The 12,333-nt window shown below is 62.3% G+C and carries 13 protein-coding genes and 2 pseudogenes; 8 read left to right on the forward strand and 7 right to left on the reverse strand.

The window, feature by feature from the left end; genetic code table 11:
- Positions 1 to 7 precede the first annotated feature (7 nt).
- The 5 genes from AC0L3N_RS10165 to rpmG all read left to right on the forward strand — a co-directional run bounded on the left by AC0L3N_RS10165 (position 8) and on the right by rpmG (position 3,500).
- Positions 8 to 442 (forward strand): DUF983 domain-containing protein, encoded by a 435-nt coding sequence (locus AC0L3N_RS10165; RefSeq protein ID WP_244603021.1) that lies wholly within the window; start codon positions 8 to 10, stop codon positions 440 to 442.
- 73 nt (positions 443 to 515) lie between these two features.
- The gene (locus AC0L3N_RS10170; protein ID WP_473547481.1) at positions 516 to 1,250 is read left to right on the forward strand and encodes an NUDIX hydrolase; all 735 of its coding nucleotides are present in this window, start codon (positions 516 to 518) and stop codon (positions 1,248 to 1,250) included.
- 21 nt (positions 1,251 to 1,271) lie between these two features.
- Entirely contained in the window at positions 1,272 to 2,447 is a 1,176-nt protein-coding gene (locus tag AC0L3N_RS10175) for an MFS transporter (RefSeq protein WP_473487268.1), read from the forward strand.
- A 104-nt stretch (positions 2,448 to 2,551) separates the two neighbouring features.
- Positions 2,552 to 3,007 carry a YqfO family protein gene (locus AC0L3N_RS10180; protein WP_473547483.1) on the forward strand — a complete coding sequence of 152 codons (456 nt, stop codon included), beginning with the start codon at positions 2,552 to 2,554 and terminating at the stop codon, positions 3,005 to 3,007.
- A 325-nt stretch (positions 3,008 to 3,332) separates the two neighbouring features.
- Positions 3,333 to 3,500 (forward strand): 50S ribosomal protein L33, encoded by a 168-nt coding sequence (gene rpmG, locus AC0L3N_RS10185; protein ID WP_006201775.1) that lies wholly within the window; start codon positions 3,333 to 3,335, stop codon positions 3,498 to 3,500.
- Positions 3,501 to 4,041: 541 nt separating this feature from the next.
- On the opposite strand, the gene AC0L3N_RS10190 is transcribed toward rpmG, so the two are convergent.
- Positions 4,042 to 5,415, reverse strand: coding sequence for a PleD family two-component system response regulator (locus tag AC0L3N_RS10190; RefSeq protein WP_473487266.1), 1,374 nt, complete (start codon positions 5,413 to 5,415; stop codon positions 4,042 to 4,044).
- A gap of 33 nt (positions 5,416 to 5,448) precedes the next feature.
- Positions 5,449 to 5,805 carry a response regulator gene (locus AC0L3N_RS10195; protein ID WP_287247952.1) on the reverse strand — a complete coding sequence of 119 codons (357 nt, stop codon included), beginning with the start codon at positions 5,803 to 5,805 and terminating at the stop codon, positions 5,449 to 5,451.
- A 250-nt stretch (positions 5,806 to 6,055) separates the two neighbouring features.
- Here AC0L3N_RS10195 and AC0L3N_RS10200 point away from each other — a divergent pair, with 250 nt between their 5' ends.
- Complete coding sequence (locus AC0L3N_RS10200; protein ID WP_473547485.1) at positions 6,056 to 6,355, forward strand: DUF3572 domain-containing protein; 300 nt, start codon at positions 6,056 to 6,058, stop codon at positions 6,353 to 6,355.
- Between the two features lie 24 nt (positions 6,356 to 6,379).
- On the opposite strand, the gene AC0L3N_RS10205 is transcribed toward AC0L3N_RS10200, so the two are convergent.
- The 4 genes and pseudogenes from AC0L3N_RS10205 to AC0L3N_RS10220 form a co-directional block, all read right to left on the reverse strand.
- On the reverse strand, positions 6,380 to 7,867 hold the full coding sequence (locus AC0L3N_RS10205; protein WP_473547487.1) for a hypothetical protein: 1,488 nt from the start codon (positions 7,865 to 7,867) through the stop codon (positions 6,380 to 6,382).
- A 150-nt stretch (positions 7,868 to 8,017) separates the two neighbouring features.
- Positions 8,018 to 8,233 (reverse strand): annotated as a pseudogene (locus AC0L3N_RS10210) (S8 family serine peptidase); the annotation flags it as partial.
- A gap of 71 nt (positions 8,234 to 8,304) precedes the next feature.
- Positions 8,305 to 8,436: pseudogene (locus tag AC0L3N_RS10215) on the reverse strand (DUF6065 family protein); the annotation flags it as partial.
- Between the two features lie 151 nt (positions 8,437 to 8,587).
- Positions 8,588 to 9,163, reverse strand: a complete 576-nt coding sequence (locus tag AC0L3N_RS10220) for a GNAT family N-acetyltransferase (RefSeq protein WP_473487263.1) — start codon at positions 9,161 to 9,163, stop codon at positions 8,588 to 8,590.
- Between the two features lie 68 nt (positions 9,164 to 9,231).
- Between AC0L3N_RS10220 and AC0L3N_RS10225 the strand changes: the two genes are divergently transcribed.
- The gene (locus AC0L3N_RS10225; RefSeq protein WP_473529204.1) at positions 9,232 to 10,560 is read left to right on the forward strand and encodes a DNA polymerase IV; all 1,329 of its coding nucleotides are present in this window, start codon (positions 9,232 to 9,234) and stop codon (positions 10,558 to 10,560) included.
- A gap of 37 nt (positions 10,561 to 10,597) precedes the next feature.
- Here the strand turns inward: AC0L3N_RS10225 and AC0L3N_RS10230 are convergent, their stop codons facing one another.
- Positions 10,598 to 11,104, reverse strand: coding sequence for a hypothetical protein (locus AC0L3N_RS10230; RefSeq protein WP_473487261.1), 507 nt, complete (start codon positions 11,102 to 11,104; stop codon positions 10,598 to 10,600).
- Between the two features lie 184 nt (positions 11,105 to 11,288).
- Between AC0L3N_RS10230 and AC0L3N_RS10235 the strand changes: the two genes are divergently transcribed.
- Positions 11,289 to 12,170 carry a DMT family transporter gene (locus AC0L3N_RS10235; protein WP_473529205.1) on the forward strand — a complete coding sequence of 294 codons (882 nt, stop codon included), beginning with the start codon at positions 11,289 to 11,291 and terminating at the stop codon, positions 12,168 to 12,170.
- The last annotated feature ends 163 nt before the right edge of the window (positions 12,171 to 12,333 follow it).

A 12,333-nucleotide genomic window follows, 5' to 3' on the forward strand; every position in this document is an offset into this window, starting at 1 on the left:
TTTGAAAATGAATCAACAGGTTTTCGGCGGCGAACATCACTCGGGCCGGATCGCCCGCCCGCTGTGGACGGCGATCAAGCGTGGCGCGCTTGGCCGCTGCCCGCATTGCGGCGAGGGAAAGCTGTTTCGCGCCTTCGTCAAGACCGTCGATAAATGCGATCATTGCGGCGAGGAGCTTCACCACCACCGCGCCGACGATCTGCCGGCCTATCTGGTGGTGGTCATCGTCGGTCACATCGTGCTCGGCGCCTTCATGGGCGTCGAAGCGACCTCCACCCTGTCCACCTGGCAGCACATCGCCATCTGGGTGCCGCTGACCATCCTCCTGGCGGTCGTCTTGCTGCAGCCGGTCAAGGGCGCCGTCATCGGCCTGCAATGGGCGTTCTATATGCATGGCTTCGGCGGGGAAGAAGACCTGATCGAGTCGCATCCCGAGGCTTGAAACCGAGGCTGACGCAAATCGGCATGGCTGGACGCCACTTTCGCATCGGAGAAGATTCCGCTAGGTCGTGCGCATGGACGTTATGACCAAGGCGGAAGTCGACAAGGTTGAGCGGATCGCGCTCGACGCCAAGCCTATACGCCCGCGCGACGCCGCGACGCTGATCCTGCTCGACCGCAAGGGCGACGAGTTCCTGGTGCTGATGGGCCGGCGCCACACCCGTCACGCCTTCATGCCGGGGAAATTCGTCTTTCCCGGCGGCCGCACCGATCCGGCCGACAGCCGAATTCCCGTCGCCACCGCGTTGCACCCTGAGGAACAGGCGAGGCTGACCGCCGGCGTCGGCCGCACCAGCCCGGCCCGCGCCCGCGCCATCGCCTTGTCGGCGATCCGCGAGACCTATGAAGAAGCCGGCCTGCTGATCGGCCAAAAGGGCGCCTTCGCGACGACGACGCGCGATTGGCAGGGTTTTGTCGAGCACGACGTAAGACCCTCGCTGGAAGCGCTGCGCTTCATCGCGCGCGCCATCACGCCGCCAAACCGGGTGCGGCGCTTCGACACGCGCTTCTTCAGCGCCTGGCGCGAAGATGTCGCCGTGGAGCTGCCGGACGGCGGTCCGACCAACGAGTTGGAGGAACTGGTCTGGCTGCCGCTCGCCAAGGCCAGAGAAGCTGATATTCCCGACATCACCAGGGCTATCCTCGAAGAGCTGGAAAAGCGGCTCGTCGATGATCCGCTGCTGCGCCCCGGTGGTTCCGTGCCGTTCTACCGGCTTGTCGGCAATCGCTTCGTTCGCGAAATTCTGTAGAGCATAGAGCATTCACATCCCATGACAGTCGATACCCAGCAAGAGGTCGAAGAACGCGTACATTGGCTGCCAATGATCGCGGCGATCTCGTCGATCAGCGTCGTCGGCATCGCCATCGGCCTCGGCATGCCGCTGCTCAGCGTCATCCTCGAAACGCGCGGCCATTCGGCGTCGATGATCGGCTTCAACACCGCTGTCGCCGGCCTCGCCTCGATCGTCGGCGCACCGCTCGCCACCCCGCTCGCCATGCGGTTCGGCGTCGCCTGGACGATGCTGGCCATGATCGCCACGGGAGTGCTGGCCTTTGTCGGCTTCCACTTCGCGCCGGACTTCTGGATGTGGTTTCCGCTGCGCGTCCTGCTGCACATCGCGCTGACGGTGCTGTTCATCCTGTCGGAATTCTGGATCAGCACATCGGCGCCGCCGCACCGGCGCGGCCTTGTCCTCGGCATCTACGCCACCGTGCTGTCGCTCGGCTTTGCCGCCGGGCCGTGGCTGTTCGCCCATCTCGGCAGCACCGGCTTCCTGCCCTTCGGCGTCATCATGGCGCTGGTGACGCTGGCCGCCATTCCAGTTCTGGCGGCACGCAACGAGAGCCCGACGATCGTCTCCAATGGCGAAACCAGCAACTTCCTGCGCTACATCTGGTTGGTGCCGACGGCGACCGCCGCGGTGCTGGTGTTCGGTGCGGTCGAGACCGGCGGCTTTGCGCTGTTCCCGGTTTATGGCAATCGCATCGGCTACTCCGAGGCCAACGCCGCCCTGCTGCTCACCATGATCGGCCTCGGCAACGTGCTGTTGCAGATCCCGCTCGGCATGATCAGCGACCGTGTCAGCGATCGCCGCTATCTGCTTCTGGCTTGTGCAATCATCGGCCTTGCCGGCACCATCTTCATGCCGCACTTCGCGCAGAATTGGCACCTGATGGCGGCGCTTCTGTTCGTCTGGGGCGGCGTGGTCGCGGCCATGTACACGATCGGGCTGGCCCATCTCGGCTCGCAGCTTTCCGGGCACGACCTGGCCTCGGCCAACGCTGCCTTCGTGCTCTGCTACGGTGTCGGCATGGTGCTCGGCCCGCAGGCGATCGGCATCGGCATGGACCTTTTCGGACCCTCGGGCTTCGGCTGGGCGCTCGGCATGTTCTTCGCCTTCTATATCGCGCTGGTCGGCGCCAGGCTGGTCCGAAAAATCCTGTAGAAAGACCGATCGATGCCTCATGTGGCGCGAGGCTGCTGACATAACCGTGTCAGCAGCACTTGGATAGATTGTCAGCAACACGCCACGAATTTGAGGATGCCACCATGATCGACTCCGGGTTCGAAACAAAATCGGTGCGGATGGAATTGCTGCTGCTCGTGACCTTTCAAGCACCGGTCGGCGATGTTGACCGCATCATGGAAGCGGTGGTCGCGATCGCGCCGCTGACCATGGACAAATACGACAGCAATGCCTATCAGTCGGCGCATGGCATCGAGCGCTACCGGCCGCTCGAAGGCGCTGCCGCCGGCGCCGAGACGGAATTGCGCCGACGGCCGGGTACGGTGGAAGTGTCGTTCGAGCTGCCCGACGACCAGGCGCTGGCGGCCCGCATCATCGAAACGATCTTCCAGGCCCACAGCTATCAGGAGCCGGTGATCCGCATCCAGCCGATCCTCGCCAGCCGCTCCAAGGGGTTGGACGACCGCTCCAACCCGAACCGCTGGTGGAACACCACGGGAGACTGGAAGAAGGCCGCTCCAATTAAGGAAGATGCATAGAATCGGAAAGCAGCCTTCCCTTCTCCCCGTGTGGGAGAAGGTGGCCGAGCCCACGGGTCTTGCCTCCGGCAAGCCCGAGGACAGGCTCCGCTCGGTCGGATGAGGGGTGCTCCAGCTTGGCACTGACGGCACTCCGTCCAGCACCCCTCAACCGTCTTGGCGCTGCGCGCCAATCCACCTTCTCCCACAAGGGGAGAAGGACGAGGCAGCCTCACGGGGTTGACTTTCCGGGCGCGTTCTTTATGTGTCGCGCCAAGTTTCCCGCGTCCGGGTGTTTCCCCGTGCTCCAGCGGCCAAAACCCCACGAACATAACGGACTGATACAATGGCCAAAGCCGCAAACATCAAGATCAAGCTTCTGTCGACCGCCGACACCGGTTTCTTCTACGTGACCAGCAAGAACAGCCGCACCAAGACGGACAAGCTGTCGTTCCGCAAATACGATCCGGTCGCCAAGAAGCACGTCGAGTTCAAGGAAACCAAAATCAAGTAAATCTGGTTTCCTGCTTTAAAGCCAAAACGCCGCCCTGTGGGCGGCGTTTTTGTTTTCAAGGCTTCGAAAAGTCCAAAATTCCAATGCTTGGCGCAGAGTCTTGATGTCATTTTGAGAGGGGGCCGGTCGGCGTTTGGCAGCGGTACGAGGAGGCCACTATGTGCCAGCGCCGGCCGGCCGACCCCACGGACCCAGGAGATGCGGCGGACCTGAATCATGGGGTATTCTTCGGATCGACCCGGCGATCTACCCTCGCGCCGGTTCCGTCATTGGTCTGCACATTTGCGCAACAGCCTGTGAAAATCAACAATTTCTTAACCAAGCCCGGCGAATCGCTTGCGTTAAGGTAAATTCGTAACCCTGTCGCACTGACTGGATAATCAGGCGTCGGCGCCTGCCTCTGAACTGAGGTCTGTTGAGATTCAGGTGAGGCTGAGTCGAAAATGGCTCCCGAAAACCGGGACGGAGCGTGCGTTCGGGTAAGTCAGTACCGGAAGCGCAGGACACTGCCATTTGCAGGTCAGCTGAATATCAACGGACTTTAGGCCGCGTTGGCGACGACGCGGTTGCGGCCGGCGCTCTTGGCTTCGTAGAGCGCGAGGTCGGCGCGCTTCATCAGCCCGGCAACCGTATCCACGCCCTTCAGCACCGACGACACGCCGACGCTGACGGTAACCTCGATCGTGTTGCCGTCATGACCAACGGCAAACGGCATATGGGCGATTTCGGCGCGAATGCGCTCTGCGACCTTTTCGGCGACCGCGCCGTCCGTGTCCGGCATCACCACGACGAACTCCTCGCCACCGAAGCGGCAGGCGAGATCGATGCCGCGCACATTCTTGCGCAGCCGCCGCGCGAATTCGCGCAGCACCTCGTCGCCGCCGTCATGGCCATGTGCGTCGTTGATGGTCTTGAAGCGGTCGAGATCGGTGATCATCATCGACAGCGGCCGTCGCCGGGCCACGGCACGGTCGAACAGCGTCTGCAGATGGCTGTCGAGGTAACGGCGGTTGTGCAATCCCGTCAGGGCGTCGGTCACCGCCATCTCGATGGTCTGGGTGACGCTGGCGCGAAGCTGGTCGTTGTAGCGCTTGCGGCGCACCTGCGTGCGCAGCCGAGCGGTCAGCTCCTGCTGGTCGATCGGCCGCATCAGATAGTCGTTGATGCCGAGTTCGAGGCCGCGGACGATGCGCCCCTCCTCACCCTGCTGCGCCAGAAGGATGATCGGCACGAAACGGGTGCGATCGAGCGAACGCAGTTGCGAGCAGAGCCTGAGCGGATCGAAATCAGCAAAGGCCGTCGAGATCATCACGCATTCGTAGGGCGTCTCGGCGGCCTGGAAGAAGCCGGCATGCGGATCGGTGGCAATGTCGAGGTCGGCGCTGCCGCGCAGCATCTTCTGGACGCGCTCGACGGAAGATTTGCGCTCGTCGATCAGCAGAACCTTCGGCGCGGTGTCTGCGGATGCGAAGTTGCGGCTCAACAGCTCCTCGATGCCGATATTGCGCGTGGTCGAGGCGCGCAGGCGCAGCTCGTCCGTCAACGTCTTCAGCCTGACCAGGCTTTTGACGCGCGTCATCAATTGCAGATCATTGACCGGCTTGGTCAGAAAATCGTCGGCACCGGCCTCGAGGCCGCGCACCCGGTCCGAAACCTGGTCGAGCGCGGTGATCATGACGACCGGGATGTGCGACGTCGCCGGATCGCTCTTCAGCCGCCGGCAGACCTCGAACCCGTCCATATCAGGCATCATCACGTCGAGCAGCACGACGTCGACCTTGCCGTTTTCGCAGGTCTCGATCGCGTCCAGCCCGTTGGTGGCTGTCAGCACCTCGAAATATTCGGCAAGCAGCCGGACCTCGAGCAGCCTTACATTGGCAGGGATGTCGTCGACGACGAGGATCCGTGCGGTCATCTTATAAAGCTCCGGCTCGGCTGGAAGGGCGCATCAGGCGTCGCCCAGGTAGGATTTGATGGTTTCGATGAAACGCGGCACCGAGATCGGCTTGGAAATATAGGCTTCGCAGCCACCCTGGCGGATGCGCTCCTCGTCGCCCTTCATCGCGAATGCGGTGACGGCAATGACCGGTATGACATGGAGGTCGTCGTCCTCCTTCAGCCATTTGGTCACTTCCAGCCCCGATACTTCGGGCAGTTGGATGTCCATCAAGATGAGGTCCGGCTTGTGCAGTCGCGCCAGATCCAGCGCTTCCAGGCCGTTGCGTGTGCGTACCGTCTCGTAGCCGCTCGCTTCGATGAGGTCGCGAAAGAGCTTCATGTTGAGCTCATTGTCCTCGACAATCATGACCTTCTTAGGCATCAAATTCCCGTCCCGGCCTGCCTTCCGCTCGAAGGTTGCCGTCATGCGCCCTCGCCGGTACGCACCAAACCCTGCTCGACTCTACGGCAATATAATTGACGAAACGGAAACCGGCTGCCGGAAAAGCTTCGGATTTCACGTCGAACACCGCATTGCAGAGCTAGGTGGCTTGCCGCAGCCGACGCTTGCAATTACTGCCAAAAAGAGACTCATTCCACCGCGCAAGAAGGTAGTGATGGCAAACGCAGCGTCAATGCGCGAGGAAGCGGAAATCATTGCCGTGAAGGCATTGGGCTTCGTTGCCGCCGATCCGGAACTTCTGCCCCGTTTCCTGGCGATCACTGGCATCGAGGCGCATTCCATCCGCCTTGCCGCCGGCGAGCCGGGGTTCCTGGCCGGCGTGCTGCAGTTCATCCTCGCCCACGAGCCGACGCTCATGCGGTTCGCGGAGGAAACCGGCACGCGGCCGGCTTCCGTCGGCAAGGCGCTGCGGGCGCTGCCGCTTGGCGACGACGACCATGAACATTCGATATGAGCGACGATCGGATCGCGAAAACGCCTACGGCGTCGTTTCTTCTTCGCTGTCGTCGCCTTCATCATTCGAAACCGGATCGGCCGGCTTCACCATGACACCATTGACCGTGACCGAACCGTCCGGCTTGCCGTTGACGACCCATTCGATGCGGCCGTCCGGCAGCGTCTTGCCGAATCCCTTGATCGCAAGCGCCACCGGCACATATTGCGCGGCTTCCGGCTCCGACTTCGCCGCCGCCTGCAGGCTTTCCACAATTCTGTCGTAGCCTGCAATATCGATCGTCACATTTGCCTCGGGCTTCATGCCGGGGAACGTCATCTCGCCCTCCATCGCGATTTCCATGTCGCCGTTCCTCACCGTGCTGTGGCCGATGACAAATTTCGGCGTCTTGGCCATGAAATCAGCTTTGATCTGATCGCCAAAGTCAGCCGGCAGCGGCGGATTCTTGTTTAGATCAAAGGCTTCGATCGCCTTTTTCGCCATGCTGTAGAGATCGAAGTTGGCGCCGCCGAAATTCAGATTGATGTCGGTGGGCAGCAGCGCCGTACCCCAGGCGGGCACAAGATTCGGAGGGATCGTCAATCCTGCGGCCTTGATCGTATAGTTGATTGCTCCGTTCTGGGCGATGCCGTCGGACCCGAAGCTGGTGCCCAGCTCCGCCGCACCGAAATGTCCAACCGGGCTTTCGACAGTAACGTCCTTCAATCCGTAGCTGCCGTCGATCCGCTCCCACAGCGGCAGCGCGGCGAGCAAAAGTGATTTGAGCTGCGCCTGGTTGGCCTTCAGCTTGGTCTCGTCTTCATTGGCGACGGCAAATGCCAGCAGATCGAGAAACGGCTTTGTCCGCACGCCTTTGCCGGTCGCATTCACCGACAGCTCCGGTGATTTGATCGTAAGCGGGAATTTCAACCCGCTTTTGGGGTCGTCAAAATCAAGTGCTTCGGCGAAATCGGCGACCGTCTGCGTCGCGGTGAAATCCACGCCGCCATTAGCAGCTTTGGTTGCGTTCATGGTGGCAGTACCGGCGCCGGTACTCACCTTGGCGCGCTGCATGGTGTCCCGGGAATTCATCGTCATTCCGGCCATCGAGTGTGTGGCGCTGGTGAAAGCTGCCAGTTCGGGATCGTAGACGCCGGAAAACTTGCCGTCTGTAATCGAGAACTGCATGCTCTGCGGGCCCTCTGGCCCCTTGAACTCGAAGGAACCGCTTTGCGACACATCCGCCGAGACGCTCCATGTCCCGTTGCTGCCCGGCTTGACGAGCAATGCGTAGGGGCTGAAGTCGAACTTGAAGGAATGCTGCGCCGCCAGCAGGTCCACGACAGGTTTGACGTCGACAGCGAGTTTGTAAGCGTCGCCTTCCACGGAAACCTTCAGGAGACTGCTCGCCTTACTGCCGATATAGCGGGACAGATTTTCGGAGAGCTGCTTCGCACCCTCGTTGTCAACGGTCTGGCCGAAGACGGGTGCGCTGAGCGCGAGGACAAAGACGGCCGGAAGAACACGGTTCACGCAGAATCTCCGTTGCTATTCTTGTGACAAAAACGCCAACCGCAACCGTAAGCGGAAACGGACGAGGTGCAATCCCTCCTTGGCGCTAGAAGCCGATTTGTAGTGATCCTTCGCGCCCCCGGCTGTCCCTTCGGCATCAACAGTGAAGCTTCACGTCGCCTTCCTCGGCGTGACGACGCAAGCCCCGCGGGCATTGAGCAGGCCCCAGCCGAAGACGGCGTCCTTTCCCGGCGCGCCGAGATCTTCCGCCGACTTGCCGAGCGCGTCATGAATGTCGGCTGCGGTGGCGTTGCTGTTTGCCGATTTCATCAACGCCGCTGCGGCGGCAACAAATGGCGCCGCGAAGGAGGTGCCGGTCTTCGGCCGTCAGGCGAACTCAGCCCGGTCGCCACGATCTGGTCCGGCGCCTGCAACGGCAAAGGGACGGCGGGCTGCGCATCGACTGCCGGCAATTTGCGGAACCAGTCCGGCAAGACCGTCTTGGCCGCCACTGGCGGCGCGATGACGCCATGATCTTCCGGCCGACAGACAAACCGGATCGGGCGAGTGGTCTGGGAAAAATGAAACATCGATAGCCTCCATGGAAAAATCCGAGGAGGAACGGGCCGCAGGCGGATTTATTCCTGCTGGACGTCAACTGTCTGACTATGCAGGCCGGCCGCGACGGTTTGGCCGCCGCCGAGCGACCGCCGCGGCAGCGGCGCGCACAGCGGCACTGGCTCAAAGCACCAGTCGCATCAGCGGCCGGCCTGCCTTGCGCTCGACCAGCCTCTCGAAGCCGGCTTTCTCGAAGACCCGCGACGAGCCGACGAACAGCCCGATCGAACGCGAATCTTTCGACAGGTCGATCGGACACGCCTCGACCAGCCGCGCGCCATTCTGGCGAGCAAACTCGATGCCGCCTTCGACCAGCCGGTGCGTCACGCCCCTGCCGCGCGCCTTAACGCGGATGAAGAAGCATGAGATCGCCCAGACGCCCGGATCCGTGGCGTCGGCGGGATCGACCGGCGCCGACCCCCTGCCCTTATTGTTCCATTCGGGCACGTCGGCGCGCGGGCCGATCTGCATCCATCCGACCGCCTTGCCATCCTCGAACGCCAGCAGGCCTGGTGGCGGCCCGGCCTCGATCCGCGCCTTGATGTGGTCCTTGTTGCGCTCCCGGTTGCTGGCGCGGCGCACTGCCGGCGACAGCCGGAAATGTGTGCACCAACAGCCGTAGCAGGCGCCTTGCTTACCGAACAGATCTTCGAAATCCGCCCAAAGCTCGGGCACCAGCGGCGCTATGGTCGTATTCACGAACTCTCTCCCGGCCCACCGCCTTGTCGTGGCGTCCGTCCTGACGTACCATTGCCTTTGTTCTCTTTATGTTCGCAGCGATGGCGGCTCCTGTCAACAATCCCGATCACGGTTTTTGCCGCGACTGCCTGACCTTTCAGCGCAGCGAGGCACGGCGCTGCGAACGCTGCGGCAGTCCACGGCTTGCCCGTCATCCGGAGCTCTACCGGCTGCATCTCGCCCATATCGATTGCGACGCGTTTTATGCGGCGGTCGAAAAGCGCGACAACCCGGCGCTGAAGGACCGGCCGTTGATCATCGGCGGCGGCAAGCGCGGCGTCGTCTCCACCGCTTGCTACATCGCCCGCATCCATGGGGTGCGCTCGGCGATGCCGATGTTCAAGGCGCTCGAAGCCTGTCCGGAAGCGGTCGTCATCCCGCCGGACATGGAAAAATATGGTCGCGTCGGCCGCGAGGTGCGCGCCATGATGCAGGCGCTGACGCCGCTGGTCGAGCCGATCTCCATCGACGAAGCGTTTCTGGACCTTGCCGGCACCGAGCGCCTGCATGGCTTGCCACCGGCGGTTGTGCTGGCGCGCTTCGCGCTCGGCGTGGAGAAAGAGATCGGCATCACCGTTTCATCAGGCCTTTCCTACTGCAAGTTCCTGGCCAAGGTGGCGTCGGACTTTCGCAAGCCGCGCGGCTTTTCGGTGATCGGTGAGGCCGAGGCGACCGGATTCCTGGCCGGGCAGCCGGTGACGCTGATCTGGGGCGTGGGAAAAGCTTTCGCCGCCACGCTTGAACGGGACGGCATCCGCACCATCGGCCAATTGCAGCGCTTGGAGCGCAATGACCTGATGCGCCGCTACGGCGTGATGGGCGACCGGCTCTACCATCTTTCACGCGGCGAGGACGAGCGCCGCGTCCATCCCGACCAGGATGCGAAAAGCGTCTCGGCGGAGACCACCTTCGACACCGACATTGCGTCCCTGGATGAATTGGTTTCGGTGCTGAGAGCGCTGTCCGAAAAAGTCTCGGGGCGGCTGAAGAAATCCGGCATCGCCGGGCGCACCGTCGTGCTGAAGCTGAAGACCCAGGATTTCAAGACCCGCACGCGCAACCGCCAGCTCGGCGACCCGACACGGCTGGCCGACCGCATTTTTTCGACCGGGCTCGAGCTGCTGCGCAAGGAAGCGGATGGCACGAAATACCGGCTGCTTGGCATCGGCGTCAGCGACCTCTCGGACGACGAAAAGGCCGATCCGCCCGACCTCGTCGACATCCAGTCGCGCAAGCGGGCCATGGCCGAAGGCGCCATCGACACGCTGCGCGACAAGTTCGGCCGCAAGGCGGTGGAGACCGGCTATACTTTCGGCAAGGGCCGCGGCGCCTACCCGCCCGAACCGATCGAGGACTGAGCCTTCGGTTCGGAAAAGATCGTGCCAGACAAGAAGATCAGCTGCGTCGCAGATCGATCCGGCTGGTCACCACCTTCTCGCCGGTCTTCGGATCGAGGTCGGTGACCGTCAGCCGCATGCCGTTCCCGCTGGTTTTCTCGACCGTCATTTGCGCCTTGCGATCACCGTTGACATTCTTCGCCCAGCGGATGCCGAGATTGATCGCATTGCCCGAGCGCCTGCCGCTGAGCTGTGCCGGCCCGGTGCGGGATCCGACATAAACGCCGGTGTACTTCGTCCCGCTGGACTTCAGATCCGCGCTGATGGCACGCGTCACCACGATAAGACCGCGGCAGCTGCCGTCCAGGGACAATGACGTCGAGGTTGCATCGGAATTGAAGTTACACGAGACATTCACCGTCGGTGCATCGGTGTCTACCTGGACGGTACCCTTGCCGGTGAATTTCCCCTGGAACGAGCTGAGGAAATTTGCCTCGTCGGCATGAGCCGCGCCGGCCGCAGCTAGCAGCCCGCCGGCAAATAGAAATCGCACGAATGATTTCATCGAATCTCTCCTCCTTGAGATCGGAGACACTTCCTGCCAAGGTCGGGCAAATACTGAGGATCAACGCCTTCCGTCACGGCAGGTTCCGTCTTCAACATGACCTTTTCGCATCGCGCCGCCTTTGGCCTAGCCGAATGCGCCGACTAGCGGTTGCGATCAAAGTCGCGGCTTGCGACATACGCGCATGGCACCCTCACCCTCGCTCCCCAAGGCCGCATTCTGGATGGCGCTGTCGATTGCTTCGTTTCTGACGATGTCGGTCGCCGGCCGCGCCACGACAGCCGAGCTCAATGTCTTCCAGGTGTTGGAGTTGCGCTCGGTGATCGGCTTTTTCATCCTCCTGCCGCTGGTGATGATGTCGGGCGGTTTTGCAGCGATGCACACCAAACGCCCCTTGGCCCATATCGCCCGCAACGTCGTCCATTATGTCGGCCAGGCGGCATGGCTCTACGCCTTGACGCTGATCCCGCTGGCCGTGCTGATCTCCATCGAATTCACGACGCCGATCTGGACGGCCATTCTGGCGGTCGGCTTTCTTGGTGAAAGACTAAGCCGGCCCAGACTTGCGGCCATCGTGCTCGGGCTGATCGGCGTGGTGATCATCGTCCGTCCGGGCGTCGGTGCCGTCGATCCGGGACATGTTGTCGTGCTGGGTGCCGCGGTCTGCTTCGGTATATCTGTGGTCCTGGTCAAATCGCTGACGCGGACGGACAGCGTCGTGTCCATCATCTTCTGGATGCTGGTCATCCAGTCGATGCTCGGCCTTGTCCCGGCGCTCTACGAATGGCGCAACCCGCCGCTCGAACTGTGGCCGTGGCTCCTGCTGATCGCCTTCACCGGCATGTCGTCGCATTTCTGCATGGCCCGCGCGCTCGCCTATGCCGACGCAACCGTCATCTCGCCGATGGACTTTTTGCGCGTGCCGCTGTCGGCGCTGATCGGCTGGCTGCTGTATCAGGAGCAGATCGACGCTTTCACCGCCGGCGGAGCCTTGCTGATCCTGCTCGGCAATCTGCTCAATCTGCAGAAGAAAGCGACCAAACCAGCGGAAGTGGCAGCGTCGTAGCATTTTGCAGCCAAACGTCTTCGTTTGGCGTCCGACAAAATGCGTTAAAGCAAAGAGCTAGAGCGGGGGTTTTTTTTGCCCCAAAACCCCCGGGATTGTAGGCGTTTAGTGGGCCGGGGGGGGGTGTTTTTGACCCCGGAAAACCTGAAGCCCGGTGCCCCGC

This window comes from Mesorhizobium sp. WSM4807 (assembly GCF_055811615.1).